The organism is Mesorhizobium sp. M2A.F.Ca.ET.043.02.1.1, assembly GCF_003952405.1.
Lineage (GTDB): Bacteria > Pseudomonadota > Alphaproteobacteria > Rhizobiales > Rhizobiaceae > Mesorhizobium.
On sequence record NZ_CP034445.1, the window covers coordinates 6,586,785 to 6,609,159 of the forward strand.

General features: G+C 63.7%; 27 protein-coding genes and 1 pseudogene. 18 read left to right on the forward strand and 10 right to left on the reverse strand.

What is annotated here, in order from left to right; translation table 11 throughout:
- Positions 1 to 18 precede the first annotated feature (18 nt).
- Entirely contained in the window at positions 19 to 1,902 is a 1,884-nt protein-coding gene (locus tag EJ068_RS31865; protein ID WP_127252632.1) for a murein L,D-transpeptidase, read from the reverse strand.
- Positions 1,903 to 2,203: 301 nt separating this feature from the next.
- Here EJ068_RS31865 and EJ068_RS31870 point away from each other — a divergent pair, with 301 nt between their 5' ends.
- Positions 2,204 to 2,602: a rhodanese-like domain-containing protein gene (locus EJ068_RS31870; protein ID WP_127252633.1), complete on the forward strand. Its 399-nt coding sequence runs from the start codon at positions 2,204 to 2,206 to the stop codon at positions 2,600 to 2,602.
- 8 nt (positions 2,603 to 2,610) lie between these two features.
- Here the strand turns inward: EJ068_RS31870 and EJ068_RS31875 are convergent, their stop codons facing one another.
- Positions 2,611 to 3,519 carry an alpha/beta fold hydrolase gene (locus EJ068_RS31875; protein ID WP_127386328.1) on the reverse strand — a complete coding sequence of 303 codons (909 nt, stop codon included), beginning with the start codon at positions 3,517 to 3,519 and terminating at the stop codon, positions 2,611 to 2,613.
- Positions 3,520 to 3,566: 47 nt separating this feature from the next.
- On the opposite strand from EJ068_RS31875, the gene EJ068_RS31880 reads away from it, so the two are divergent.
- Entirely contained in the window at positions 3,567 to 4,019 is a 453-nt protein-coding gene (locus tag EJ068_RS31880; protein ID WP_042642392.1) for a MarR family transcriptional regulator, read from the forward strand.
- 9 nt (positions 4,020 to 4,028) lie between these two features.
- Here the strand turns inward: EJ068_RS31880 and EJ068_RS31885 are convergent, their stop codons facing one another.
- Together EJ068_RS31885 and EJ068_RS31890 are read right to left on the reverse strand one after the other, a co-directional pair.
- Positions 4,029 to 4,640: a pyridoxamine 5'-phosphate oxidase family protein gene (locus tag EJ068_RS31885; protein WP_127250599.1), complete on the reverse strand. Its 612-nt coding sequence runs from the start codon at positions 4,638 to 4,640 to the stop codon at positions 4,029 to 4,031.
- A 92-nt stretch (positions 4,641 to 4,732) separates the two neighbouring features.
- Positions 4,733 to 5,086 carry a DUF971 domain-containing protein gene (locus tag EJ068_RS31890; RefSeq protein ID WP_040982795.1) on the reverse strand — a complete coding sequence of 118 codons (354 nt, stop codon included), beginning with the start codon at positions 5,084 to 5,086 and terminating at the stop codon, positions 4,733 to 4,735.
- Between the two features lie 300 nt (positions 5,087 to 5,386).
- On the opposite strand from EJ068_RS31890, the pseudogene moaA reads away from it, so the two are divergent.
- The 13 genes and pseudogenes from moaA to EJ068_RS31955 all read left to right on the forward strand — a co-directional run bounded on the left by moaA (position 5,387) and on the right by EJ068_RS31955 (position 14,988).
- Positions 5,387 to 6,378 (forward strand): annotated as a pseudogene (moaA, locus tag EJ068_RS31895) (GTP 3',8-cyclase MoaA).
- Between the two features lie 53 nt (positions 6,379 to 6,431).
- Complete coding sequence (locus EJ068_RS31900; protein ID WP_127250596.1) at positions 6,432 to 6,926, forward strand: hypothetical protein; 495 nt, start codon at positions 6,432 to 6,434, stop codon at positions 6,924 to 6,926.
- An 88-nt stretch (positions 6,927 to 7,014) separates the two neighbouring features.
- Positions 7,015 to 7,371 carry a hypothetical protein gene (locus EJ068_RS31905; protein ID WP_129554979.1) on the forward strand — a complete coding sequence of 119 codons (357 nt, stop codon included), beginning with the start codon at positions 7,015 to 7,017 and terminating at the stop codon, positions 7,369 to 7,371.
- 124 nt (positions 7,372 to 7,495) lie between these two features.
- Positions 7,496 to 8,416, forward strand: a complete 921-nt coding sequence (locus EJ068_RS31910) for a DMT family transporter (RefSeq protein ID WP_127250594.1) — start codon at positions 7,496 to 7,498, stop codon at positions 8,414 to 8,416.
- Between the two features lie 4 nt (positions 8,417 to 8,420).
- Positions 8,421 to 9,053, forward strand: a complete 633-nt coding sequence (gene mobA, locus EJ068_RS31915; protein WP_127250592.1) for a molybdenum cofactor guanylyltransferase MobA — start codon at positions 8,421 to 8,423, stop codon at positions 9,051 to 9,053.
- Entirely contained in the window at positions 9,050 to 9,565 is a 516-nt protein-coding gene (gene mobB, locus EJ068_RS31920; protein WP_127250590.1) for a molybdopterin-guanine dinucleotide biosynthesis protein B, read from the forward strand. The genes mobA and mobB overlap by 4 nt, the downstream gene beginning before the upstream one ends.
- A gap of 151 nt (positions 9,566 to 9,716) precedes the next feature.
- Positions 9,717 to 10,502 (forward strand): ABC transporter substrate-binding protein, encoded by a 786-nt coding sequence (locus tag EJ068_RS31925; RefSeq protein WP_127250588.1) that lies wholly within the window; start codon positions 9,717 to 9,719, stop codon positions 10,500 to 10,502.
- 78 nt (positions 10,503 to 10,580) lie between these two features.
- Entirely contained in the window at positions 10,581 to 11,297 is a 717-nt protein-coding gene (locus EJ068_RS31930; protein WP_126060929.1) for an ABC transporter permease, read from the forward strand.
- The gene (locus tag EJ068_RS31935; protein WP_129554980.1) at positions 11,294 to 12,118 is read left to right on the forward strand and encodes an ABC transporter permease; all 825 of its coding nucleotides are present in this window, start codon (positions 11,294 to 11,296) and stop codon (positions 12,116 to 12,118) included. Before EJ068_RS31930 ends, EJ068_RS31935 begins: the two co-directional genes overlap by 4 nt.
- A 115-nt stretch (positions 12,119 to 12,233) precedes the next feature.
- Positions 12,234 to 13,103, forward strand: a complete 870-nt coding sequence (locus EJ068_RS31940) for an NAD(P)-dependent oxidoreductase (RefSeq protein WP_127250585.1) — start codon at positions 12,234 to 12,236, stop codon at positions 13,101 to 13,103.
- 8 nt (positions 13,104 to 13,111) lie between these two features.
- Positions 13,112 to 13,816, forward strand: coding sequence for a DNA alkylation repair protein (locus EJ068_RS31945; RefSeq protein WP_127250583.1), 705 nt, complete (start codon positions 13,112 to 13,114; stop codon positions 13,814 to 13,816).
- A complete protein-coding gene (locus EJ068_RS31950) occupies positions 13,776 to 14,351 on the forward strand; it encodes a GNAT family N-acetyltransferase (protein WP_127250581.1) in 576 nt (191 codons plus the stop codon). Before EJ068_RS31945 ends, EJ068_RS31950 begins: the two co-directional genes overlap by 41 nt.
- 64 nt (positions 14,352 to 14,415) lie before the next feature.
- Positions 14,416 to 14,988: a DUF3299 domain-containing protein gene (locus EJ068_RS31955; protein ID WP_127250579.1), complete on the forward strand. Its 573-nt coding sequence runs from the start codon at positions 14,416 to 14,418 to the stop codon at positions 14,986 to 14,988.
- Between the two features lie 21 nt (positions 14,989 to 15,009).
- On the opposite strand, the gene EJ068_RS31960 is transcribed toward EJ068_RS31955, so the two are convergent.
- The 4 genes from EJ068_RS31960 to EJ068_RS31975 all read right to left on the reverse strand — a co-directional run bounded on the left by EJ068_RS31960 (position 15,010) and on the right by EJ068_RS31975 (position 17,538).
- Positions 15,010 to 15,501 (reverse strand): Lrp/AsnC family transcriptional regulator, encoded by a 492-nt coding sequence (locus EJ068_RS31960; protein WP_129554981.1) that lies wholly within the window; start codon positions 15,499 to 15,501, stop codon positions 15,010 to 15,012.
- Positions 15,502 to 15,609: 108 nt separating this feature from the next.
- Entirely contained in the window at positions 15,610 to 16,227 is a 618-nt protein-coding gene (locus tag EJ068_RS31965) for a uracil-DNA glycosylase family protein (RefSeq protein ID WP_127250577.1), read from the reverse strand.
- A gap of 28 nt (positions 16,228 to 16,255) precedes the next feature.
- The gene (locus EJ068_RS31970) at positions 16,256 to 16,867 is read right to left on the reverse strand and encodes a glutathione S-transferase (RefSeq protein WP_127250575.1); all 612 of its coding nucleotides are present in this window, start codon (positions 16,865 to 16,867) and stop codon (positions 16,256 to 16,258) included.
- 47 nt (positions 16,868 to 16,914) lie between these two features.
- Positions 16,915 to 17,538 carry a thermonuclease family protein gene (locus tag EJ068_RS31975; protein WP_127250573.1) on the reverse strand — a complete coding sequence of 208 codons (624 nt, stop codon included), beginning with the start codon at positions 17,536 to 17,538 and terminating at the stop codon, positions 16,915 to 16,917.
- Between the two features lie 76 nt (positions 17,539 to 17,614).
- Between EJ068_RS31975 and EJ068_RS31980 the strand changes: the two genes are divergently transcribed.
- Positions 17,615 to 19,138 (forward strand): HAMP domain-containing sensor histidine kinase, encoded by a 1,524-nt coding sequence (locus tag EJ068_RS31980; protein WP_127250572.1) that lies wholly within the window; start codon positions 17,615 to 17,617, stop codon positions 19,136 to 19,138.
- 14 nt (positions 19,139 to 19,152) lie between these two features.
- Here EJ068_RS31980 and EJ068_RS31985 read toward each other — a convergent pair whose 3' ends face one another.
- Positions 19,153 to 20,148, reverse strand: a complete 996-nt coding sequence (locus EJ068_RS31985; protein ID WP_128315712.1) for a nicotinate-nucleotide--dimethylbenzimidazole phosphoribosyltransferase — start codon at positions 20,146 to 20,148, stop codon at positions 19,153 to 19,155.
- 163 nt (positions 20,149 to 20,311) lie between these two features.
- On the opposite strand from EJ068_RS31985, the gene EJ068_RS31990 reads away from it, so the two are divergent.
- Both EJ068_RS31990 and EJ068_RS31995 read left to right on the forward strand, forming a co-directional pair.
- Positions 20,312 to 20,542 carry a DUF1289 domain-containing protein gene (locus EJ068_RS31990; RefSeq protein WP_127250568.1) on the forward strand — a complete coding sequence of 77 codons (231 nt, stop codon included), beginning with the start codon at positions 20,312 to 20,314 and terminating at the stop codon, positions 20,540 to 20,542.
- 10 nt (positions 20,543 to 20,552) lie between these two features.
- Complete coding sequence (locus tag EJ068_RS31995; RefSeq protein ID WP_127250566.1) at positions 20,553 to 21,257, forward strand: TIGR02281 family clan AA aspartic protease; 705 nt, start codon at positions 20,553 to 20,555, stop codon at positions 21,255 to 21,257.
- A 10-nt stretch (positions 21,258 to 21,267) separates the two neighbouring features.
- On the opposite strand, the gene dusA is transcribed toward EJ068_RS31995, so the two are convergent.
- On the reverse strand, positions 21,268 to 22,266 hold the full coding sequence (gene dusA / locus EJ068_RS32000; protein WP_127250564.1) for a tRNA dihydrouridine(20/20a) synthase DusA: 999 nt from the start codon (positions 22,264 to 22,266) through the stop codon (positions 21,268 to 21,270).
- Positions 22,267 to 22,375: the final 109 nt, after the last annotated feature.

The window sequence follows — 22,375 nt, forward strand, 5'->3', positions numbered from 1 at the left end:
TGCTTGAAGTTACCGCGCTCAGCTTGACGGCGTGCGCACCGCTTCGGTCGCGTCCAGCGCCTGCATCAGCTTGGAATCACGGTCATAGACGTCGTCGAAATACTCGACCTTGCCGGACATATCAGGCCAGGCGGTGAAATAGGCGACATAGACCGGAATGACGCGCGTGACATTCTCGGTCGAATGGCCGTGCTTCAGCTTCTCGGCAATGTCGTCGACAGAGGTTCCAAGCACTGCGGCGGCCATGCCGCGCGGATCCTGCAGCCGGACGCAGCCATGGCTGAGCGCCCGCATGTCGCGCGCGAAGAAGGACTTCTGCGGCGTGTCATGCATGTAGATGGCGTGCTTGTTGGGGAAGAGTATCTTCAATTCGCCCAGCGCATTGGCCTCGCTCGGCTGCTGGCGCACGCTGAATGGGATCTTAGAGCCATAGGCGCCCCAGTCCACCTCTGACGACGGGATCTGCCTGCCGCGCGAATCCGTCACCTCATAGCCGGCGCGATCGAGATAGCCGGGATCGCTGCGCAGCCTCGGCAGCATCTCGTTGACGATGATCGACTGCGGCACGCCCCAATAGGGATGGAAGTCGACCTGCTTGATCTGGTCGTAGAAGAAGGCGGTCTGGTTGGTAACCCGGCCGATGACGACGCGGGTCTTCAGCTTCTCCTGGCCACTGTCGATATAGCTGGCGGTGAAGGCGGGCTGGTTGATGAAGACGCGCGGACTGCCGAGATCGGACGGCATCCAGCGCAGCTCCTCGAGCGCCACCTTGACCTTTTCGATCCTGTCGGCCTTCGAAGCGCCGGCCAGCAAAGCCACCGTCCGCGGCCCGATGACGCCGTCGCCCTTCATGCCTTCCCGCTGCTGCACCGCCTTGATCACCGGCACCAGCTCGGGGTCGTAAACCTCGCTCTTGCCAAGGCGGGCAAGCACCTCGCCATAGTTGCCGCCCATCTCGTCATCAAGATTGCGGGCAATCAGCGTCAGCAACTTGGGCAGTTCCGGGCTGCTCTCACCCGGCTTGAGCAACAGCTTGGGATCGACGACGATCTCGTTTTCCTCGCTGGCCTCGAGCGCTTCCAGTTCGACGCGCAGCGCCTGGTATTCCGGATTCTGCGGATGCCGCGACTCCAGATAGGTGCGGACCTCCTGGGTATGCGCCAGTGTCTTCAGCGCGCCTTCCAGATCGAACGGCTTGGCCGGGAAATCATAGTAGCCGGTCATCCGGTTGGGATCGACACGGCCGCTCTGGGCATCATGGGCGTAGCGCAGCACTCGCGCCGACAGCGCCATCTCGAACCGAACCAGTTCCCTGGTCCGCTCTTCCGGCGTGGCGGAAGTCGCGGCCGCCGGAATGTCGACGGAGTAGTCGGCCGGCGTCAAACCGTAGCTCGCCGCCTCGCCCAGCACCCGCACCGCATCCTGCGCCCTGCTGTTGGGGGCGTTGTCGCGCACCCAGATGAAATCCGGATTGGCCGAGTAATAGGCAATCAGCGCCTTGGCGATGTCAGGCTCGGCGAACAGCTCGTAGTCGCTCAGGCCGGCAACGGCATCGCGGAACGCGGTGCTGGTCACTGACGGCACGAAGGCGGCATCCTGCGCCGTTGCGGGCGGCGTCGCAGGCACCAGCGACTTGAAGTCGACGCGCACGAGCTTGTCGGCCCGGTAGGTGTTGTAGGTCGGGCTGCTGATTCGGGCGCCGCCGCCACCCGCCCCCGGCGTTGCCGGACCTATCTTGCGAGGCTTCGGTGGCGGCGGAAATTCGCCTTGCGGGTTGTGCCGGATGCCGCCGCCGAACAGCATGTCGAACAGCCCCTGCGCGCTTGCCGGCTGCTGCCCGAAGGCAAGCGTCGCCGCGACCGCGATCGGCAGGACGGCTTTTTTGTTCCCGAGGATTTTCATGCTTCACCCGCACCGGTTGTGGCCGGTTCCCGTTCCGCGCCGCTGGACGGTCCCGCCCTCCGCATGGCGGATCTATGACGTGACTATACCGATTCATACCGATTTCGTTAAGCTTCCATAAATTTTCGAAGCCCTGTTGCAGAACAGTTTCACATCATCGTGAGACCAGGAGCAGCGTTCGCCCCGGCCTCGAAAACAATCAGGCGTTGGCGGCGCCCTCGCCTGACCCGCGTGACAAACACCAGGCTTTGTGATCGAAATTCTGGCGGTATCGCAGCAAAGGTGGCCGGGAGGATTTGCCGTGAAGAAAGGGTATCGCCAGCTGCTTGACGAGGCGAATGCCGAGATCGAGGTCGTGTCGCCGGAGGAGGCCGCAGGGCTGCTGGAGGATGACGACACGATCTTCGTCGACCTGCGCGACCCGCGCGAGGTCGAGCGCGACGGCAAGATCCCCGGCGCCAAGCATGTGACGCGCGGCATGCTGGAATTCTGGATCGATCCCGAAAGCCCCTACCACAAGTCGTTCTTCGCCTCGGGAAAGACCTTCGTCTTCTTCTGCGCCGGCGGCTGGCGCTCGGCTTTAGCGACCAAGACGGCGCAGGACATGGGCCTGACCCCGGTCAAACATATCCTCGGCGGCTACACCGCCTGGAAGGCGGCCGGCCTGCCGGTCGAGCCGGGGCAGAAGAAGGCGGACTGATAGGCTGATTAGTGCAGGATCGCTTCCCGCTGCTCGGTCACGAAGCCAACGGCGCGTGCAACGACATTTCTGTCGGCGAGGATGCGGCGGTGGCCGAGCCCATCGGCCCAGTGCAGGTGGACGTGCTCGCCGGCGCCCGCGTAACGCCTGGCATGGTCGGCGTGGACCTCGCGATCGTCCGGTGCGTGGATGATCAGCGTCGGCACCGGCGCCTCGGCCAGTTGGCGGTCGCCGGTGAATTCGCTGAGCGGCCGGCCGGAAAGGTGTTTCACCCTGTCCGCCATCGCAACGCGAGAGCGCGGCCCGACATTGAGCCTGTGGCTGAAATCGTCGAAGATTGCCGGCAGCGAGCTCGGCGCGGCAATCAAGACCAGCTTCTGCACCTTGAGCGGCGGCATGCCCTTGACCGACGCGGCGACGGCATTGGCCGCAACCGCGCCGCCGAAGGAGTGGCCGACCACGGCGGCAAAGGGACCGAACCATTCGCCTGTGACACGCACCGCTTCCACCGCATTCACCATGTTCAGATGGCGGCCGAGCGAATGGCCATGCCCAGGCAGGTCGAGCGAGACGACCTTGTATCCGGCGCCGCGAAACCCTTCGATCAAGGCCCGCATATATTCGGTGCGCGAGCGCCAGCCATGGATGACGAGCACGGTGCCGCGCGGCTCCCTGCCCGGCTCCGGCCGGAATTCGTGCACGGCCACGCAATCCGTCCTTGTCTTCAGCCGGTGATGGCGCGCCTCGGCCATGAAGGCTGATGCGCGTTCGACGGCCCGGCGTTCGCCGTCGCTCAACGCCTTGACGCTGGGTGTCCGGCAAAACAATTCGAACGCGGCGCGACCACTGAGGCGCGGCGCGACATGCTCGGCCGCGCCGAAAACGCCCCGGATGACCTTCATTCCAAATGATGCCATATTGGCAGTCCATCCATTCGTTCAAGCATGAACATGATAGTTCAAACATGAACATTAAGCAAGAGCTGCCCTGGGACAACCCGCGTTTTCGCAACTGGGTCGCGGTGGCGCGCGCCTGCCATGTGCTGGAGCGCACGCTTGCCGTGAAGCTCGCCCCGCTCGACCTGAAGCCGGCGCAGCTCGACGTGCTGATGAACCTCTACCGCCACCCCGGCATGTCGCAGCACGACCTTGCCCGCAAGCTCCTGGTCGGCCGCTCCAACATCACGATGCTGTTGCCGCAACTCGAGGGGCGCGGCCTGCTGCGGCGCGAAGGCGACGAGAAGGACAAGCGCGTGCTGCGGCTGAACCTCACCGAGGCGGGCGAGGCCCTGCTGATGAAGGCGCTGAAAGTTCACATGGCGCTGATCGAGAAGGCGATGAGCCAGTCGACGCCGGAACAGTGCGACATGATCGGCGAGCAGATGCGCAAGATCGCCGACGTCCTGAAGGAAGCCTGACTTTCAGGCTTACCACATCGTCTTTTTGGCTCTTTCAGGCCATTCCTTGTCATAGGCTTCGCCGTCGATGTTCTTGCGGCTGGTGACCTCGAGGATCTGGCCGGGCGTCGGCAGCGACTTCGGGTCGACATGCCTGGCTGGGTTCCAGAGTTCCGAGCGCACGATGGCTCGGGCACACTGGAAATAGACCGTGGCGACATCGATGACGGTGACCGAGCGGGCCGGCTTGCCGTCGACCATGAAGGAGGCGCATAGCCCGGCATCGGTCGTGATATGGGCGCGGCCGTTGACGCGCAGCGTCGTGCCCGAGCCCGGCACAAGGAAGAGCAGTCCCACGCGCGGATCCCGAATGATGTTCCTCAGCGAATCGGCGCGGTTGTTGCCGCGCCTGTCCGGCATCATCAGCGTCTTGTCGTCGACGAGGCGCACGAAACCGGCGAGATCGCCGCGCGGCGAGCAGTCGAGCCCCTCCGGCCCGCTGGTCGCCAGCGCCACGAAGGGCGAGGCCTCGATGAAGGCGGCATATTCGGGAATCACATGGTCGAGTTCCTTGACGACCGAGGCCTCGCCCGGCAGGCCGTAGAGAGCCTCCAGTTGTTCGACCGATGTGATGCGCGACATTCTTCGTCTCCTGACGTTTTGCCGGCGCTACTCCACGTCCATGACGCCTTGACGACAGCCCGGCTGCCGACATTGGATTGCCACCCGCACAACTAGCGGTCTCGGCTCAGCCCCTTCTCGGCCAGTTCGGCGAGATAGGCGTTCCAGCGCTCATCCTTTTCGTGGCCGAGCGTATGCAGATAGTTCCAGGTGAAGATGCCGGTGTCATGAAAATCGTCGAAGGTGATGCGCACCGCGTAGTTCCCGACCGGCTCGATCTTGAGGATTGCGACATTGCGCTTGCCGGGGACCGTCACCCGCTGTTCCGGCGAATGGCCCTGCACTTCCGCCGATGGCGAAGCCACGCGCAGAAACTCCGCCGGCAATTCGAACGGCTGATGGCCCGGAAAGGTCACGGTCAAGAGCTTGCGGTCTTTCGAGACCCTGAGTTCCTTTGGCGCGGTCATGACTGGTCCTGTCTAGAGACGGATGATTTCTGGTCGAATCGACCTGAAATCTGAATCCGTCTCTAGTCAAAGAGATAGAGCATGATGTCGTCCGAAAAACCGCTTCACGGCATCATGCTCTGGTTGCCCCCTTCCCTACGCCGCTTCGCGCCATGCGGAAAGCCACTTGAGGCCAGCCGACATACGATGTCGGTCGGGGAATGTTACCAAAGACCGAGACCTTCTATCTTGAATGCGGCATTGGATCGTATCACATAGCCATATATAACGATGCCGCTCAGGCCACGGGAAACGCTTGCAATGGATATGATCGACCCCTTCGGTCGCACGATCAGCTATCTGCGCGTATCGGTCACCGACCGCTGCGATTTCCGCTGCACCTATTGCATGGCCGAGAACATGACCTTCCTGCCGAAGAAGGATCTGCTGTCGCTCGAGGAGCTCGACCGGCTCTGCACCGTCTTCGTCGAAAAGGGCGTGAAGAAGCTTAGACTGACCGGCGGCGAGCCGCTGGTGCGCAAGAACATCATGCATCTGGTACGCCAGCTGTCGCGGCATCTCCAAAGCGGCGCGCTGGACGAACTGACGCTGACCACCAACGGCTCGCAGCTTTCGCGCTTCGCCGCCGAGCTCGCCGACTGCGGCGTCAAACGCATCAATGTCTCGCTCGATACGCTCGACGCCGAAAAATTTCACCAGATCACGCGCTGGGGCAACCTCGGCAAGGTGATGGAAGGCATCGATGCCGCGCAGAAGGCCGGGCTGAAGATCAAGCTCAATGCGGTCGCGCTGCGCGACTTCAACGATGCCGAGATCCCCGAGCTGATGCGCTGGGCGCATGGCCGCGGCATGGACCTCACCCTCATCGAGACGATGCCGATGGGCGAGATCGAGGCCGACCGCACCGACCAGTGCCGCTGTCGATGCTGCGCGCCTCGCTGGAGCGCCAGTTCACGCTCGCCGATATCCCCTACAAGACCGGCGGCCCTGCCCGCTACGTCCATGTCGCCGAGACCGGCGGCCGGCTCGGCTTCATCACGCCGATGACGCATAATTTCTGCGAAAGCTGCAACCGCGTGCGGCTGACCTGCACCGGAACCCTCTATATGTGCCTTGGCCAGGAAGACGCCGCCGACCTCAGGGCCCCGTTGCGCGCCTCCGAAGGCAACGAACTGCTCGACACGGCGATCGACGAGGCCATCGGCCGCAAGCCCAAGGGCCATGATTTCATCATCGACCGCCGCACCAGCCGTCCCTCGGTCTCGCGGCATATGAGCGTCACCGGCGGCTGATTTTTTCTTCGATTTGGTGCAGGATCACCTTTGGTCTTCGACCAGGGGGTATCATGCAGAATCTTCGGCGCATCGGCTTGTTTGCCGCGCTTCTGTTCTTGACGACAACGGCGCTGGCCAAGCCGTTCACCTATGTCAACGCGCGCTTCGGCACCGTGTGCACTTTCCCGGACCAGATTTTCACGGAGCGCATGCCCGAGCCCGAAAACGGCGACGGCCTGGAGTGGCACAGCGCCGACGGCGCCAGCGTGGCCTGTTACGGCAGCTACAATGCGCTCGACGACACGCCCAAGAGCCTCGTCGAGAACGAAAAAGCCAGCCCCGAGCCAGGTGAAGAAGTCACCTACGGCAAGGCCGGTAAGAACTGGGCGGTGCTGTCGGGTATGAAGGGCGACAAGATCTTCTATCGGCGGTCCGTGTTCGGCAGGAAGGACGTGATCCACAGCGTCTTCATCGAGTATCCGGCGGCGCTCAAGGCGAAATACGACCCGCTGGTCGGCACCATCGCCGGCAGCTTGCACGAGGCGTCCGGCCCACACTGGAAATAAACCGCTCGCCACCACCCTCCGCCCGATTTACCGCCGACCTTTTCCGGCCTAGCCTTCCAGCGCGATTTTCGCTCAAGGGGGAGTGCACATGCGCACAATCATGCTTTCACTTGCAATGCTTGGGATTGCTTCCATGCCGGCCGCCGCTCAGTCGATCGGCGGCACCTACACCGTCGCCGGCACCAATTTCGATGGTTCGAAATATGGTGGCGAGGCAACCATCACGCTGACCAGCGACACGACCTGCACGATCCACTGGGAAACCGGCGGCTCGACTTCGGACGGCATCTGCATGCGGAACGACAATGCGTTTTCCGCCGGCTATGCGATGGGCAAGGAAGTCGGCCTCGTCGTATACAAGATCGAGAAGGACGGCTCCCTGCATGGGCTTTGGACCATCGCCGGCCAGAACGGCAACGGCACCGAAATGCTGACGCCGAAGTAAGTCTTCGGGACCCCGGCAAATCGATATCATGGGCCACGCAGAATTCGTGGCCCATTTCTTTTGGCGTTGCTGTTTGCCGGTCGCCTGCTACGGCTTGATCTAGAAAAAGAGTCCGGAAACGCCTTTGCCTCTCTCGCCAAACCTGCGCGGCGCGCTGTTCATGATCGTGGCCATGGTCGGCTTCACCTTGAACGATGCGATCACCAAATTTTCTTCCGAATCGATGAACATGGCGCAGGTCATGCTGGTGCGCGGCGCCTTCGCGTCCTTCTTCGTGGGCCTGCTTGCCTGGCGGCGCGGCGCGCTGGTCAATCCGGCCGCCATGCTGCAGCCGATGGTGGCCATGCGCGTGGCCGGCGAAGCCGGCGCCACAGTGTCGTTCCTGATCGCGCTTGCGCATCTGCCGATCGGCAATGTCTCCGCCGTCATGCAGGCATTGCCGCTGGCGGTCACCATGGGCGCGGCCTGGGTGTTCGGCGAAAGTGTCGGCTGGCGACGCTGGACCGCGATCGCCGCCGGCTTCGCCGGCGTGCTCATCATCGTGCGGCCGGGTTTCGAAGGGTTCAGCGTCTATTCGCTGGTGGCATTGGCCAGCGTTGCCTGCTGCGCGGTGCGCGACCTCTCCACCAAGCGCATCCCGCAGGCGATCCCGACCATGCTCGTGTCGACGGCGACCGCGCTCGCCATGACCGTGCTGGGCGCGCTGCTTTTATCGCCGATGGGCGGCTGGACGCCGATGAGTGGCCGCTCGACCATGCTTCTGGCGCTCGCGGCGGTGCTGGTGCTCATCGGCTATCAGTTCATCATCATGGCGATGCGCTCGGGCGACATCTCCTTCATCGCGCCGTTCCGCTACACCGCCCTGCTGTGGTCGATCCTGCTCGGCCTCGTCATTTTCGGCGATGTTCCCGACCTGCCCATGATCGTCGGCGCCGCCATCATCATCGGCTCCGGCCTCTATGCGCTCTACCGCGAGCGCGTCGTCGGCAGGCAGCAACCTGCCGCCGAAAGCGCTGGACCCGACATGGCGCCGGACGGCATATAGGCCGATGGACAGAAATGTTGCGGGCATCATTCTGGCGGGAGGCCAGGCGCGTCGAATGGGCGGCGGCGACAAGCCGCTGCTTTCATTGGGCAAAGCCAGGTTGATCGACCATGTCGCCGCGCGATTGAAGCCACAGGTCGGGATGCTCGGGCTCAACGCGAATGGCGATCCGGCGCGATTTGCCGGCATGGGGCTGCCGGTGATCGAGGACACGGTGCCGGGCCATGCCGGACCGCTGGCGGGCATCCTCGCCGGCCTCGAATGGGCGGCCGGGCAGACAAGCTGCCGATGGCTGATGAGCGCCGCCGGCGACACGCCATTCTTCCCCGACGACCTCGTCGAGCGCCTGGCCGCCGCAACCCGCGACCGGCCGGGCGTGATCGCCGTCGCCAGTTCGGGCGGCAGGTGGCATCCGACCTTCGCGCTCTGGCCAATCGGCCTGCGCGACGCCCTGCGTCATTTCCTGGTCGACGAGGACAGCCGGCGGGTTTCCGCATTCATGGAGCGCCATGGCCATGTCGAGGTCGAATTCCCGATGATCGAAGCGGGCGGCCAAAAGATCGATCCGTTCTTCAACATCAACACGCCCGACGACCTTGCGGTGGCGGAGCGTCTGTTGCAAAGCCTCAGGCCATGAGACGCGTATTCGGCATCACCGGCTGGAAGAATTCCGGCAAGACGACCCTGACGGAAAAGCTGGTCACCGAGTTGGTCGCGCGCGGCTGGACGGTTTCAACGGTGAAGCATGCCCACCACGACTTCGACATCGACAAGCCGGGCGCTGACTCCTTTCGCCATCGGCAGGCGGGCGCCACCGAGGTCGCCATCATTTCCGGCCGGCGCTGGGCGCTGATGCACGAATTGCGGGGCGAGGACGAACCCACGCTGGACGACATCCTGGCGCGGCTGTCGCCCTCGGACGTCGTGCTGGTCGAGGGCTACAAGCGCGAAGCGCACAAGAAGATCGAGGCAAGGCGGCTCGAAGCCAAGGACCGGACGCCGCTTTCCGCCAACGATCCCAACATCGTCGCGGTCGCTGCCGACTTTACGATCGAAGGCGAAAACCTGCCGGTTTTCGACCTCGACGACGCCAAATCGATAGCCGACTTTGTCGAGCGCAGCACAGGTCTCGTGGCTCGAACCAAGTAACGCAGCGGCACTTCCCGATTGTCGCTTGCCGTTGATTTGCAGTTGCTTTTTTCTCGCAAAGAGTGGGAGTATCCGCCTCAGCGGGCGGTAAAGAAGCTCCGCCCACAAGAGCCGCACGGGACAGCGGCCATGACAATATGAGAGGATTATCATGCGTATTGCACTGCGTATCGCGCTTGCCGCTTCGGCCGGGCTGCTGACACTCGGCGTCGCCCAGGCTCAGGAAAAGACTCTGAGGATCGGCACCGAAGGCGCGTACCCGCCCTTCAACAACCTGACCTCGGACGGCCAGTTGGTCGGCTTCGACATCGATATCGCCAAGGCGCTCTGCGACGAGATGAAGGTGAAGTGCACCTTCGTCGCGCAGGACTGGGACGGCATCATCCCTGCGCTCCAGGCCGGCAAGTTCGACGCCATCGTCGCCTCGATGTCGATCACGCCCGAGCGCCAGGAAAAGGTCGACTTCACCCACAAATACTACAACACCCCGTCGGCCATCGCCGTGCCGAAGGATTCGCCGCTCAAGGGCGTGACCAAGGAAGACCTCGCCGGCAAGAATATCGGCGTCGCCACCACGACCACGCATTACAACTACGCTTCCAAGACCTACACGGACAGCACCATCAAGGGCTATCCGAGCAGCCCCGAGGAGCAGGCCGACCTCGCCAATGGCCGTCTCGACGCGATCGAGGACGACATCGTCGTGTTGCAGCAATGGCTGGATACGCCGGACGGCGCCTGCTGCAAGATCCTCGGCCAACCCTCGCCGCAGCCGGTCGAGATCTTCGGACCGGGCGCCGGCATTGCCGTGCGCAAGGGCGAGACCGATCTGGTCAACAAGCTGAACGCCGCGATCGACACCATCCGCAAGAACGGAAAATACAAGGAAATCAACGACAAGTACTTCAAGTTCGACGTCTACGGCGCCGAATCCTGATCGCTACGCCAAGGGCGGTGAGGCACCCCTCGCCGCCCTTCTCTTCTCCCGGGATCGCCACGGAGACACGACCCGTCAATGCCGGCCCAAAGCATTTGGACACTTCTCAGCTGGGGACCGGACGGCTGGAGTGACGACATTGCGTCTGGCGTTCTGGTTACCATCGTGCTGGCGCTCGCCACGCTGCCCATCGGCCTGACGATCGGATTTTTCGTCGCCTTCGCCAAGCAGCATGAAGAGCCCTCCCTGCGGCTCGCCGCCAACATCTACACCACGGTTTTCCGCGGCCTGCCGGAGCTGGTCACGCTCTTCCTGTTCTTCTTCGGCATGCCGCTTCTGCTGCAATACTTGGTGCGGCTGTTCAATCCGGCCGCGACGATCGACGTCAACAGCTTCATCGCTGGCATGATCGTGCTGTCGCTGATCTTCTCCTCCTATGCCAGCGAGGTCTTCCTTTCCGCGTTCCGCGCCATTCCGAAAGGCCAGTATGAGGGCGGCTACGCCATCGGCCTGTCGAAATGGCAGACGATGCGGCTGGTCATCCTGCCGCAGCTGATACGCATCGCCTTCCCCGGCCTCGAGAATTGCTGGCTGAGCCTGCTGAAGGACACCTCGCTGGTCTCGGTGGTCAATCTCGCCGAGACCTTGCGCCAGTCCGGCGTCGCGGCGCGCGTTACCAAGCATGCCTTCCTGTTCTACAGTGTGGCGGCGTTGATCTTCCTGGCTCTCGCCATCCTGTCGTCGATCGCCACCGGCCACATTCTGCGTCATCTCGGGCGGAGAGCGGTGCGATGAGCGTCAGCCAGGCCATCGTCGTCGACAAGCCGCCCCCTCTGGCCCGCGGCTGGCCACGCGCCCGCATCGTCGGCTACTCACTGGTCGGCGTATGGATTCTCTTCGGTCTCGGCATCGTCGCCTACCTCGTCTACGCCTGGAATCCAGAGTTCTTCGCCCGTTACGCGCCGGCCTATCTGCAGGGCCTGGGAACCACCCTGTCGCTGGTTTCCATCTCGATGGTGCTGGGAGCGATCTTCTCGCTGCCGGTCGCCTATGGCCGCATGTCGAAGAACTGGATCCTGTCCGGGCTTGCCTATTGCTACGTCTATTTCTTCCGCGGCACGCCGCTGCTCGTACAGACCTATCTCGTCTATTACGGCGTCGGTTCCTTCCGGCCGGAGCTGGAAACGGTAGGATTGTGGTGGTTCTTCCGCGAGGCCTTCTATTGCGGTGTCTTTGCCTTCTCGCTCAACACCGCCGCCTACCAGGCCGAAATCCTGCGCGCCGCCATCGAAAGCGTGCCGCGCGGCCAATGGGAGGGTGCTGCCTCGCTCGGCCTGCACAAATTGCAGACGCTGCGCAAGGTCATCCTGCCGCAGGCGATCATCGTTGCCCTCAGGCCCTACGGCAACGAGCTCATCCTGATGATCAAGGCCTCGGCCATCGTCGCCATCATCACCGTCTACGACCTGATGGGCAACGCCAAGCTCGCCTATGCGAAATCCTTCGACATCCAGGCCTATATCTGGGTGGCGATCGTCTATCTTGTAATGGTCGAGATCCTGCGCCACGGCGTCGAGTGGATCGAGCGCCGGATTACCGTTCACCTGCATCGATAAATCCTGCGGCTCGGCCGCCTGCACCAGTCGATGCAGCGTGGCGCGCCTTGACGAATTTTTCGCATGGCCTAGACCTTCGGCCACTGGAAACCGTGTTTTGTTGGAAGGCAGGTCTATGACATCGGTTGCATTTCTCGGTCTTGGCGTCATGGGCTATCCCATGGCCGGGCACCTCCGGAACAAGGGCGGCCACGACGTCACCGTCTACAACCGCACCAAGGCAAAGGCCGAGCAGTGGGTGGCCCAGCATCGCGGCAAGCTGGCGCTGACGCCGGCCGAAGCAGCCGAAGGCAAGGACTTCGTCTTCTCCTGCGTCGGCAATGACGACGATCTGCGCTCGGTCACCACCGGCGCCAACGGCGCCTTCGCCGCGATGAAGAAAGGTTCCGTTTTCATCGACAACACCACCGCCTCGGCTGAGGTCGCACGCGAGCTGGATGAAGCCGCGCGCAAGGCAGGCTTCTCCTTTCTCGACGCGCCCGTGTCAGGCGGCCAAGCCGGCGCCGAGAACGGCATCCTGACCGTCATGGTCGGCGGCGAGCAGTCGGCCTTCGACAAAGCCAAGCCGGTCATTGACGCCTACGCCCGTATGGTCGGGCTGATGGGTTCGGCCGGCGCTGGCCAATTGACGAAAATGATCAACCAGATCGCCATTGCCGGCCTCGTCCAGGGCCTGGCCGAAGGCATCCATTTCGGCAAGAGGGCCGGCCTCGACATCGAGAAGGTTGTCGAGGTGATCTCGAAGGGCGCCGCCGGCTCCTGGCAGATGGAGAACCGCCATAAGACGATGAATGCCGGCAAATATGATTTCGGCTTCGCCGTCGACTGGATGCGCAAGGATCTCGGCATCTGCCTGGCCGAGGCCAACCGCAACGGCGCCAAGCTGCCGGTAACGGCGCTTATCGACCAATTCTACAAGGACGTGCAGGACATGGGCGGCAAGCGCTGGGATACCTCCTCGCTGCTTGCACGCCTGGAAAAATAGGCGCCACGATGCCCCTGCCCGACCCGAGCTGGAGCGCCGACGACGTCGTCGCGCACCTGCGCGCGATCGGCACGGAGGCGAATCTGGCGGGCATGGCGCGCTTCGGCATCAACACGGCGAGCGCGCTTGGCATCGGCAATTCCGACTTGCGGCCGCTGGCGCGCAAGCTCAGGAAAAACCACGAGCGATCGCTTCTGCTGTGGGACAGCGGCATTCGGGAGGCGCGCCTGATGGCGGCCTTCACCGGCGAGCCGAAGAAGGTCGACATCGACCAGTGCCGGCGCTGGGCCGCGGATTTCGACAGCTGGGAGATTGTCGACACCGTTGCCGACCTGTTTGCCGAAACGCCATTCTGGCGCGGCCTGATCGACGAATTCGCAGAAGACGAACGCGAATTCGTCCGCCGCACCGCCTTTGCCATGCTCGCCTGGAGCGCGGTCCATCTGAAGAAAGAGCCGGACGCAACCTTCCTTGCCTATCTGCCGCTGATCGAGAAGCATGCCCGCGATCCGCGCAATTTCGTTCGCAAGGCGGTCAACTGGGCGCTGCGGCAGATCGGCAAGCGCTCGGTGAGCCTGCACGCCCCTGCCCTTGCGCTGGCGGAAAAACTGGCGGCATCGCCCGACCGGACGGCGCGTTGGGTCGGCAGAGATGCGGTGAAGGAACTGACGGATGCCAAACAGCTCGCCAGGCTCGCAGCCGCAAGAACCTGATCTTTCCGGCATCCGCTTTGTCGAGGTGACGCAAGAAACGCGTGGCCGTTTCGAAGACCTGTTCGAGCAGCCAGGCGCGCCGAAATATTGCTGGTGCATGGCCTGGCGCCATTCCAGCCGCGAGCACCAGAGCGATGAGAAGAAGCGCATGATGATGGCGCTGATCGATGCCGGCACTCCCGTGGGCATCGTCGCCGAGTTGGACGGCAAGCCGGTCGGCTGGTGCTCGGTCGCGCCGCGCGAGACCTACCGGAAACTGTCAAAGCAGCAGGACGACAGCGAGACCGGCATATGGTCGATCGTCTGCTTCTATGTGCCGAGGGCTTTGCGTGGCGGCGGGCTGGCATCCGCCCTGCTCGACGCCGCGATCGACCACGCCTTCGGCAAAGGCGCGCGCGTCATCGAGGCCTATCCCGTCGACGAGGCCGCGCCCAGCTATCGCTTCATGGGCTTTCGCGACATTTTCGTCGCGCGGGGCTTCCACGAGATCGGCACCGCCGGGACGCGCCGGCATGTGATGCGGCTGGACCGCTGAGTCTGGATCGGTCACGACGCTTTGACTCGATTCCGCAAATGGACTGACGGATGATGGAGCGACCATGAACAATCGTTTCAAATCATGCGCGGCGCTGACAGCCATGCTCCTGCTCGCCGCCTCGGGAGCCGATGCGGCAGCCGATGTCGTGCATATCCTCTGGAAGGATCTGCGCCCCGCCACGCAGGCCGTCGCCGAAGACGCGAACCTGCCGATGATCGCGGCAAAACTGCCCGACCACGGCGAGACACTGTCGCTCAATCTGCAGGACAAGGCCATACAATTAGCCGGCTATGCGTTGCCGGTCGATCGCGACGGCGACCTCGTCTACCAGTTCCTGCTGGTGCCGTGGACCGGCGCCTGCAGCCACATGCCGACGCCGCCGCCCAACCAAATCGTGCTGGTGACGCCGGCGCAACCCTACAAGATGAAAGAGGCTTACGACCCGGTCGCCATCACCGGCGTGTTGAAGCCCGGCATGGAAAAGAGCCAGCTCTTCATCCTCGATGGCGTCTCGATCGTTCAGTCGGGCTATACCGTGCGCAAGGCGGACGTGGCGAGCGTGGACAGCGTACCGGATACGGTCACCCTACCGGTCAACTCGCCGTGGAGTTTCCTCAACAAGAAGAAGAATTAAGGCCGATCGGCGCAACCAATGTCACGCCGCGTTCGCACCCGACTCCTTGTCCAGAACCATGTAGTCGAGCGGGATCTCGGTCGTGTATTTGATCTGCTCCATGGCGAAGGACGAGGACACGTCGCGGATCTCGATCTTGGCGATCAGTCGCTTGTAGAAGGCATCATAAGCGGCGATATCCGGGACCACTACACGTAGCAGGTAATCGACGTCGCCGCTCATGCGGTAGAACTGGACCACCTCCGGGAATTCCTGGATGACCTCGGAGAAGCGCCGCAGCCATTCATGGCTGTGCGAATTGGTGCGGATCGACACGAAGACGGTGACGCGTACGTTGACCTTCTCATGGTCGAGGATGGCGACGCGCCGCCTGATGACGCCCTCTTCCTCAAGCTTCTGGATACGCCGCCAGCACGGCGTGGTCGACAGGCCGACTTTCTTGGCGACGTCGGCCACCGCAAGCGTGGCGTCCTCCTGCAGGAGGCGGAGAATTTTTCTGTCGAGGCGATCCATGGGGAGGCTCCAGGGGAATAGTTTGGCTATAATCCCTTTTATCGGAGCCTTTCACAAGAAAGAAATTCTGCCAAAGGCACCAAAAGCGGGTGATATCTTGCGGAATGCCTAACCAATGCGATAGCGGATTTCCGACCTCAGGAAGGGCAGCAAATCCATTTCAAACCAGGGATTCTTCTTCAGCCAGCCCGTGTTTCGCCACGACGGATGCGGCAGCGGCAACACTTTTGGGCTGGCCGGCGTATCCCAGACGGCGCGCCAGTTCCTCACGGTATCGGTCAAGGACGCCGCGCGAGTCGTTCCCATATGCCAGGCCTGCGCGTAGCCGCCGATGGTCAGCACCAGGTCGATCTGCGGCATCAGCGCCATCAGGTCCCGGCGCCAGGCCGGCGCGCATTCGCGGCGCGGCGGCAGGTCCCCGCCCTTGGCGTCCTGGCCGGGAAAGCAGAAACCCATCGGCACGATGGCGAACTTTTCAGTGTCGTAGAACTCTTCGCTGCTGACGCCGAGCCAGCTTCTGAGGCGATCTCCGGAAGCGTCTGTGAAGGGCATGCCCGAGATGTGAACCTTGGTGCCCGGCGCCTGGCTGGCGAGCAGGATGCGGGCGCTCGAGGACGGCCTCAATACCGGGCGCGGCTCGTGCGGCAAGGGCCGGCCAAGCGGCTGGTCGACGCAGATGCGGCAGGCTCGCACCTTCGCGGTGAGGCGCTCCAATGCTTGGCTCATATCGGGCGGATTATCCAATCTTCGTCACTCAGGCCGTCGCGCTTGGCCGGCTCGTCAGCGCCGCATACCAGCGCAGCACATTCGTGCACTCCTCAGGCACCTTGATGCGGGCCGGCTTCATGAAATCGATGGCGATCATTCCGGTGATATCGGCAACCGAATAGGCATCGCCGGCGGCGAATTCGCGCTCCGCCAGTTCATGGTCGAGGAGATGCAGGAAATCGATCGCCTTCGGCTTGTTGGCCTCGCCCCATTCCGGGATCTGCGGCACTTCCCATTCCTTCATAGCCGGATGGATATGCCGGAACGCGGCCGCGACGCTGACCATGAGATTCAGTTCCAGGCGTCTTTGCCACATCTCGACTTTTGCCTTGCCGAGCGCGCCCGTGCCGAACAGCGCGGGCTCGGGATGCAACTCCTCGAAATAGCGGCAAATGGCGATCGATTCGGTGATGACGGTACCGTCCTCGAGCTCGAGCACCGGCAGGCGCCGCAGCGGATTGCGTTGCGCCACCTCTTCGCCGCGATGCTCCAGCGCAGCCATGTCGACGGGCACAAGCGGCACCGTCAGCCCCTTCTCGGCAAGAAAGACACGCACACGCCGGGGATTGGGCGCGCGGCCGCCGTCGAACAGCTTCATTCCATCCTCCAGTTTCTCCACCGGATCATAGGGCTCGGATACGCCCGTCACCAGAAGCGAAAGAACTCGCGCAACGCGTCGCTCAACGAGGCAAGCGTGCCGTGCTTTCTCTCGACCGGCGCGTCATGATGGCTGTCGCGCCAGTCCCGCGGCTCCTCGAAGGCGCCTGCCCAGATGCCGACCTTGGCCGCTCTTGCCACCGCTTCCTCGGTTTCGAAGTCGCCGAAGGCAACCGCCCATCCGGCCCGCACTTGGGCCGGGTTCAGGTCGGTGTCGCCTGCCCTGCAGTCGCCGAGCAGCCTGCCGTAACGGTCGCGCTGCCAGCCGCTGCAGGAAACCGGCCTGCCGGCGATCAGCCGTACCAGCGATTGCCGCGCCAGCTTGCCGCAGGGATAGTCGGCGCCGGCCCTCTGGCAGGTCTGCTGGTACTCGGGAGCATCGATGCCGCGCATGCGGATGCGCTCGGTCCCGAGCGTGATCGAATCGCCGTCATTGACGATCGCTGTGCCTTGCTCCTTGCGAGTCTCGAAGCGATCGAGCCGAGCCGCCACCAGGGTCAGCAACCCGAGCAAGAGGAAGGCCAGCCCATAGTCCAGCAGCTTGCGCCACAGGCTGCGCGGCGGGCTCGCCGCATAGCGCCGGCGCGGTCCTCGCGGCCCGAAACGGCTCATATGGCAAACAGTCTCTTAATCATTCGAACGTAGCTTAACGAACTGAAAGTCGCTGCGCGCAGAAATTGAAGTCCGTATGCCTTTGCTACGCTCGAACACAGCGGATAAATTCATTGTGGACCGCCGTAAACCGCACCGCAACAGCGATGTGGCGCGCGCGGTGCGCAAGACGCGCGACCGCCTTTCGCAACAGGCCGGCAGCCTCGACTTCGATCGCGAACTGCTGAAACTGCATGCGCGCGCCATGGTGGTCAGCGCGGTCGCCATCCCGCTGCTGGTGCTGGCGGTGGCGGCTCTCGGCCGGCTGGCGGGCCTGGACAACCAGATCACCATCTGGGCTCTGGCTATGCTGCTTTGCTACGCGATCGTCGCGTTCATGTCGCGGCGCGTCGAGCGAACCGAGGCCGCCGAACTCGACCCGGCGCAGGCGCGCCGCGACTTCCTGATCGGCCATTTCCTGTGTGGCCTTGGCTGGGCGTGGTTTGCATGGATCAGCTGCGACACCTGCCAGGTCGACCAGTTCCATGTCGCCAAGGCCATGGTGCTGCTGATCGCGATGGCGACGACTGCAGTCTTGGCCTCCTCACTTGGCGGCGCGCTGTTCGCGACCTTCGCCATTCCTGTTGCCGTTTATGTCTACACCATTATGCATCTGTGGACGCCGATCGAAGCCACGATGGCGGCATTGCTCATCGCAGCACTTCCGTTCTTCGGCTATGTGGCGCGCCACCTCAATCAGGCCTCGTTGATGGTGCTGTCCTTCCGCTCGGAGAAGGACGCGCTCATTGCCGAGGTGGAGACGGCGAAATCGATGTCGGACGAAGCAAGGCGGCGCGCCGAGGACGCCAACCTTGCGAAATCGCGCTTTCTCGCCTCGATGAGCCACGAGCTCAGGACGCCGCTCAACGCCATCCTGGGCTTCTCCGAAGTGATGGCCAATGAAGTGCTGGGTCCGATGAACAATCCGACCTACCGCGACTATGCCCATGATGTGCACGAGTCCGGCCAGCATTTGCTCGACCTGATCAACGAGATCCTCGACCTGTCGCGCATCGAGGCCGGCCGCTACCAGCTCAACGAGGAGCCGGTGATGCTGGTGACCATCGTCGAGGACTGCTGCCACATGATGGAGTTGCGGGCCCGCAACAAGGACATCCGCATCGTCCAGGAGTTCGAGGAGACCTTGCCGCGCCTTTTTGCCGACGAGCGCGCGGTGCGTCAGATCACGCTCAACCTCCTGTCCAATTCGATCAAGTTCACCCCGTCCGGCGGCGAAGTGCGCGTGCGCGCCGGCTGGACCGCCGGCGGCGGCCAGTACGTTTCGGTCAAGGACAATGGTCCGGGCATACCGGAAGAAGAAATCCCGGTGGTGCTTTCCGCTTTCGGCCAGGGCTCGATCGCCATCAAGAGCGCAGAACAGGGAACCGGCCTCGGCCTGCCGATCGTGCAGGGCCTGCTCGCGATGCATGGCGGCACGTTCGAGCTTCATTCCAAGTTGCGTGAAGGCACGGAGGCGATTGCCATTTTCCCGCTGAGTCGGGTGATGGAGGAACTGCCTGCCCTGCCAACCAAGACGGTCGCCACGCGCGGCCGCCGCTGACGTCATCCGCGGCGTTATAGCCGGACAGCCATCGCCATACCCGAGCTGGTCAGCGCCGCGGCTTTGACGATGCCGGCAGCGAGAGCAGCCCCTACCCCTTCGCCATGGCTGATGCCGAAATCGAGCAGCGGCCGCAGTCCGAGCCTTTCGGCAGCCTTGGCATGGCCAGGCTCGGGCGACAGACCGGCAAGCAGACAATGATCGAGCGTGCCGGGGCTGGCCGCGTGCAGAACAGCGGCCGCGGCAGTCGCCACGAATCCGTCGAGCAAGACGGGAATCTTCTCCATGCGGGCCGCAAGAATAGCGCCGCAGATCGCCGCGAACTCGCGGCCGCCGACCCGTCGCAGGGCCTCCAGCGGATCGCCGAGGCCGGAACCATGGAACGCCAGCGCCCGGTCCACGACCTCGGCTTTTCGCGCCATCGTCGCCGCATCGGCGCCAGACCCCGGCCCGACCCAATCCACTCCATTGCCGCCGAACAACGCAGCGCAGAGCGCAGCCGCAATGGTCGAATTGCCAACCCCAAGATCACCTAGGCACAACAGGTCGGCGCCGCCGGCGACCGCCTCCATGCCGAAGGCCATGGTCGCGGCGCAGCCGCGTTCGTCGAGCGCTGCCTCCTCGGTGATGTCGCCTGTGGGGATATCCAATGCCAGGTCGAAGACTTTCAGGCCGAGATCGTTGGCGATGCAGACCTGGTTGATCGCGGCCCCGCCGGCGGCACAGAGCTCGACCTCATTGGCGGTCGCCGCCACACGCCGCGGCGAAATGCCGTGCCGCACCGCGCCGTGATTGCCGGCGAAGATCGCCACCAGCGGCCGGTTGATTGCCGGCGGCGCCCGCCCGCTCCAGGCGGCAATCCAGGCCGCGATGTCCTCGATGCGCCCGAGCGATTCGTTCGGCTTGTCCGCCTTGGCAAACAGCGCGCGGACACGCGCGGCCGCCGCGTCATCAGCAGGCGGCCGGGCCGCCAGGAGGCTTCGGAAGTCGTCGAAAGGCTTAGCAGGCATTTGCGTCGGTCGGTTCGTTGCGGAAATCGCAAGCGGCATAGCCGCCTTCTGCAGCCGGCACAACCGCCTGACGATGCCGCGAACGCGTTGCCTTGCGGCGCATTGCGGAGGGCTTGCATTGCTCCGGCGGTTGCACCATGTGGAATGAACGCAAGAGAACACTATGACCGCCATCGAAACCCCCTGCATCCTGGTCTGTTCGATCGATATGAAAACCGGGTTCTGCTTCGGTTGCGGACGCACGCGCGACGAGATTTCCGGCTGGCTCACGATGACTCCTGACGTTCGCCGGGCGGTGATGGCCGAACTGCCGGCGCGGCTCGAAACGGTGGAGCGCCGGCCGCGCCGCGAAACCCGGCGTGCCCGCATGGCGCGCGAACGCGGCGTTCTGTGAGAAGAAACCGATGAACCGGCTGTTCTGGATCGTCATGGCGGTGATCGGCGTCGGGCTGGTGCTGCTGATGCTCAACAACTCGGCCGGCCACACTTTCGGCATGAACAACAATGACTTCGGCCGGCTGATCTGGGTCGGCGTGCTGGTCATGGTGATCGGCGCGAGCCTGCTCCGCTCGGGCCGGCTGCTTGGCGACATGGCACGCAATATCGGTGTCTGGGCCGCGCTGATCCTCGTGCTGATCGCCGGCTATCAGTATCGCTACGAGCTGCAGGACGTCGCGAGCCGCGTCACCGCCGGCCTGGTGCCGGGCAGCCCGCTGGCGCTCGGCGTGGAGAACGGCCGCCCGACCGTCACGCTCGACAAGGCCGGCAATGGCCACTTCGAGGCCCGCATCCTGGTCAACGGCGCGCCGGTGCGTGCCGTCGTCGACACCGGCGCGACCAGCACCGTGCTGACATCGGAAGATGCCCAGGCCGCGGGCTTCAACCCGGCGGCGCTCAGCTACAGCGTCGACGTCTCCACCGCCAACGGCATGGCGCGCGCCGCGACCGTCAGAACCGACGAACTGGCGATCGGCGGCATCGTGCGCAAGGATATGACGGTGATGGTCGCCGCGCCCGGCATGCTGGAACAAAGCCTGCTCGGCATGAACTTCATCGGTTCGTTGTCGGGCTTCGATGTGCGCGGCGACCGCATGATCCTGCGGGATTAATCGGATCGAGTCAGGCCGCCTCGGCTTCCGCCGCCGCGAAATCGATTGCCGCGAACGCGCTCTTCAGCACCTCTGGCCCGGCGCCAGGTTTGTTCGCATCCGTGGAAAGAATCTGCCGGAAGCGGCGCGCGCCGGGCAGACCGTGGAACAGCCCAACCATATGGCGGGTGATGTGGCCGAGCCGCCCGCCCCGCTCGATGTGGCGAGCGGCATAGCCGGCCATGGCGTCGATCAGGCCCGGATAGTCGAAGGCGGCTGCCACTTCGCCGTAGAACGCGGTATCGACGCCGGTCAGGATGCCCGGCGTATGGTAGGCTGCACGGCCGAGCATAGCGCCGTCGACATGAGCGAGATGCGCCGACGCCTCCGCAAGCGATTGAATGCCGCCGTTGATGCCGATGAATTCGTTCGGCTTTCTGGCCTTCAGCCGGTAGACGCGCGGATAGTCGAGCGGCGGGATGTCGCGATTCTCCTTGGGGCTCAGCCCTTCCAGCCAGGCCTTTCGGGCATGCACCCAGAGCGCGTCGGCGCCGGCCGCGAGCACGCCGTCGGCAAGCGTGTCGAGCGCAGGCTCCGGGTCCTGGTCGTCGACGCCGATGCGGCATTTGACCGTGATGGGGATTTTCACCGAAGCATTCATGGCCGCGACGCAGTCGGCGACCAGGGCCGGCGTCTTCATCAGGCAGGCGCCGAATGTTCCCGACTGGACACGATCTGACGGGCAGCCGACATTGAGGTTGATCTCGTCATAGCCGAAGGCCTCGCCGATCCGCGCCGCCTCGACGAGCTTTGCCGGATCCGATCCGCCAAGCTGCAGCGCCACCGGATGCTCGACATCGTCGAAACCGAGCAACCGTTCACGCGCGCCGTGGATGACCGCGTCCGCCACAACCATCTCGGTGTAGAGCAGCGCGCGTCTCGTCAACTGACGGTGGAAGAACCGGCAATGCCGATCCGTCCAGTCCATCATGGGCGCAACGGCTACCCTATGCTCTTGATTTTTCATCATTTTTCATTTAACATGAATTTCTTAGAACCTGCCGAGTGCACACGAATTTACGCCAGAATACGACCCTCTTCGCCAAGTTTCGATCTCTCAGCGCACACGGAGCGCACAC

Coding starts and splice junctions, on each gene's coding strand:
- EJ068_RS31965 (WP_127250577.1), bottom strand. CDS start 16,227: ATGAGCCAAGCATTGGAGCGCCTCACCGCGAAGGTGCGAGCCTGCCGC.
- EJ068_RS31935 (WP_129554980.1), top strand. CDS start 11,294: ATGAGCGTCAGCCAGGCCATCGTCGTCGACAAGCCGCCCCCTCTGGCC.
- EJ068_RS31925 (WP_127250588.1), top strand. CDS start 9,717: ATGCGTATTGCACTGCGTATCGCGCTTGCCGCTTCGGCCGGGCTGCTG.
- EJ068_RS31950 (WP_127250581.1), top strand. CDS start 13,776: ATGCCAAACAGCTCGCCAGGCTCGCAGCCGCAAGAACCTGATCTTTCC.
- EJ068_RS31970 (WP_127250575.1), bottom strand. CDS start 16,867: ATGAAGCTGTTCGACGGCGGCCGCGCGCCCAATCCCCGGCGTGTGCGT.
- EJ068_RS31865 (WP_127252632.1), bottom strand. CDS start 1,902: ATGAAAATCCTCGGGAACAAAAAAGCCGTCCTGCCGATCGCGGTCGCG.
- dusA (WP_127250564.1), bottom strand. CDS start 22,266: ATGATGAAAAATCAAGAGCATAGGGTAGCCGTTGCGCCCATGATGGAC.
- mobA (WP_127250592.1), top strand. CDS start 8,421: ATGGACAGAAATGTTGCGGGCATCATTCTGGCGGGAGGCCAGGCGCGT.
- EJ068_RS31945 (WP_127250583.1), top strand. CDS start 13,112: ATGCCCCTGCCCGACCCGAGCTGGAGCGCCGACGACGTCGTCGCGCAC.
- mobB (WP_127250590.1), top strand. CDS start 9,050: ATGAGACGCGTATTCGGCATCACCGGCTGGAAGAATTCCGGCAAGACG.
- EJ068_RS31990 (WP_127250568.1), top strand. CDS start 20,312: ATGACCGCCATCGAAACCCCCTGCATCCTGGTCTGTTCGATCGATATG.
- EJ068_RS31955 (WP_127250579.1), top strand. CDS start 14,416: ATGAACAATCGTTTCAAATCATGCGCGGCGCTGACAGCCATGCTCCTG.
- EJ068_RS31905 (WP_129554979.1), top strand. CDS start 7,015: ATGCGCACAATCATGCTTTCACTTGCAATGCTTGGGATTGCTTCCATG.
- EJ068_RS31900 (WP_127250596.1), top strand. CDS start 6,432: ATGCAGAATCTTCGGCGCATCGGCTTGTTTGCCGCGCTTCTGTTCTTG.
- EJ068_RS31995 (WP_127250566.1), top strand. CDS start 20,553: ATGAACCGGCTGTTCTGGATCGTCATGGCGGTGATCGGCGTCGGGCTG.
- EJ068_RS31890 (WP_040982795.1), bottom strand. CDS start 5,086: ATGACCGCGCCAAAGGAACTCAGGGTCTCGAAAGACCGCAAGCTCTTG.
- EJ068_RS31940 (WP_127250585.1), top strand. CDS start 12,234: ATGACATCGGTTGCATTTCTCGGTCTTGGCGTCATGGGCTATCCCATG.
- EJ068_RS31885 (WP_127250599.1), bottom strand. CDS start 4,640: ATGTCGCGCATCACATCGGTCGAACAACTGGAGGCTCTCTACGGCCTG.
- EJ068_RS31985 (WP_128315712.1), bottom strand. CDS start 20,148: ATGCCTGCTAAGCCTTTCGACGACTTCCGAAGCCTCCTGGCGGCCCGG.
- EJ068_RS31980 (WP_127250572.1), top strand. CDS start 17,615: ATGCCTTTGCTACGCTCGAACACAGCGGATAAATTCATTGTGGACCGC.
- EJ068_RS31975 (WP_127250573.1), bottom strand. CDS start 17,538: ATGAGCCGTTTCGGGCCGCGAGGACCGCGCCGGCGCTATGCGGCGAGC.
- EJ068_RS31880 (WP_042642392.1), top strand. CDS start 3,567: ATGAACATTAAGCAAGAGCTGCCCTGGGACAACCCGCGTTTTCGCAAC.
- EJ068_RS31960 (WP_129554981.1), bottom strand. CDS start 15,501: ATGGATCGCCTCGACAGAAAAATTCTCCGCCTCCTGCAGGAGGACGCC.
- EJ068_RS31875 (WP_127386328.1), bottom strand. CDS start 3,519: ATGGCATCATTTGGAATGAAGGTCATCCGGGGCGTTTTCGGCGCGGCC.
- EJ068_RS31930 (WP_126060929.1), top strand. CDS start 10,581: ATGCCGGCCCAAAGCATTTGGACACTTCTCAGCTGGGGACCGGACGGC.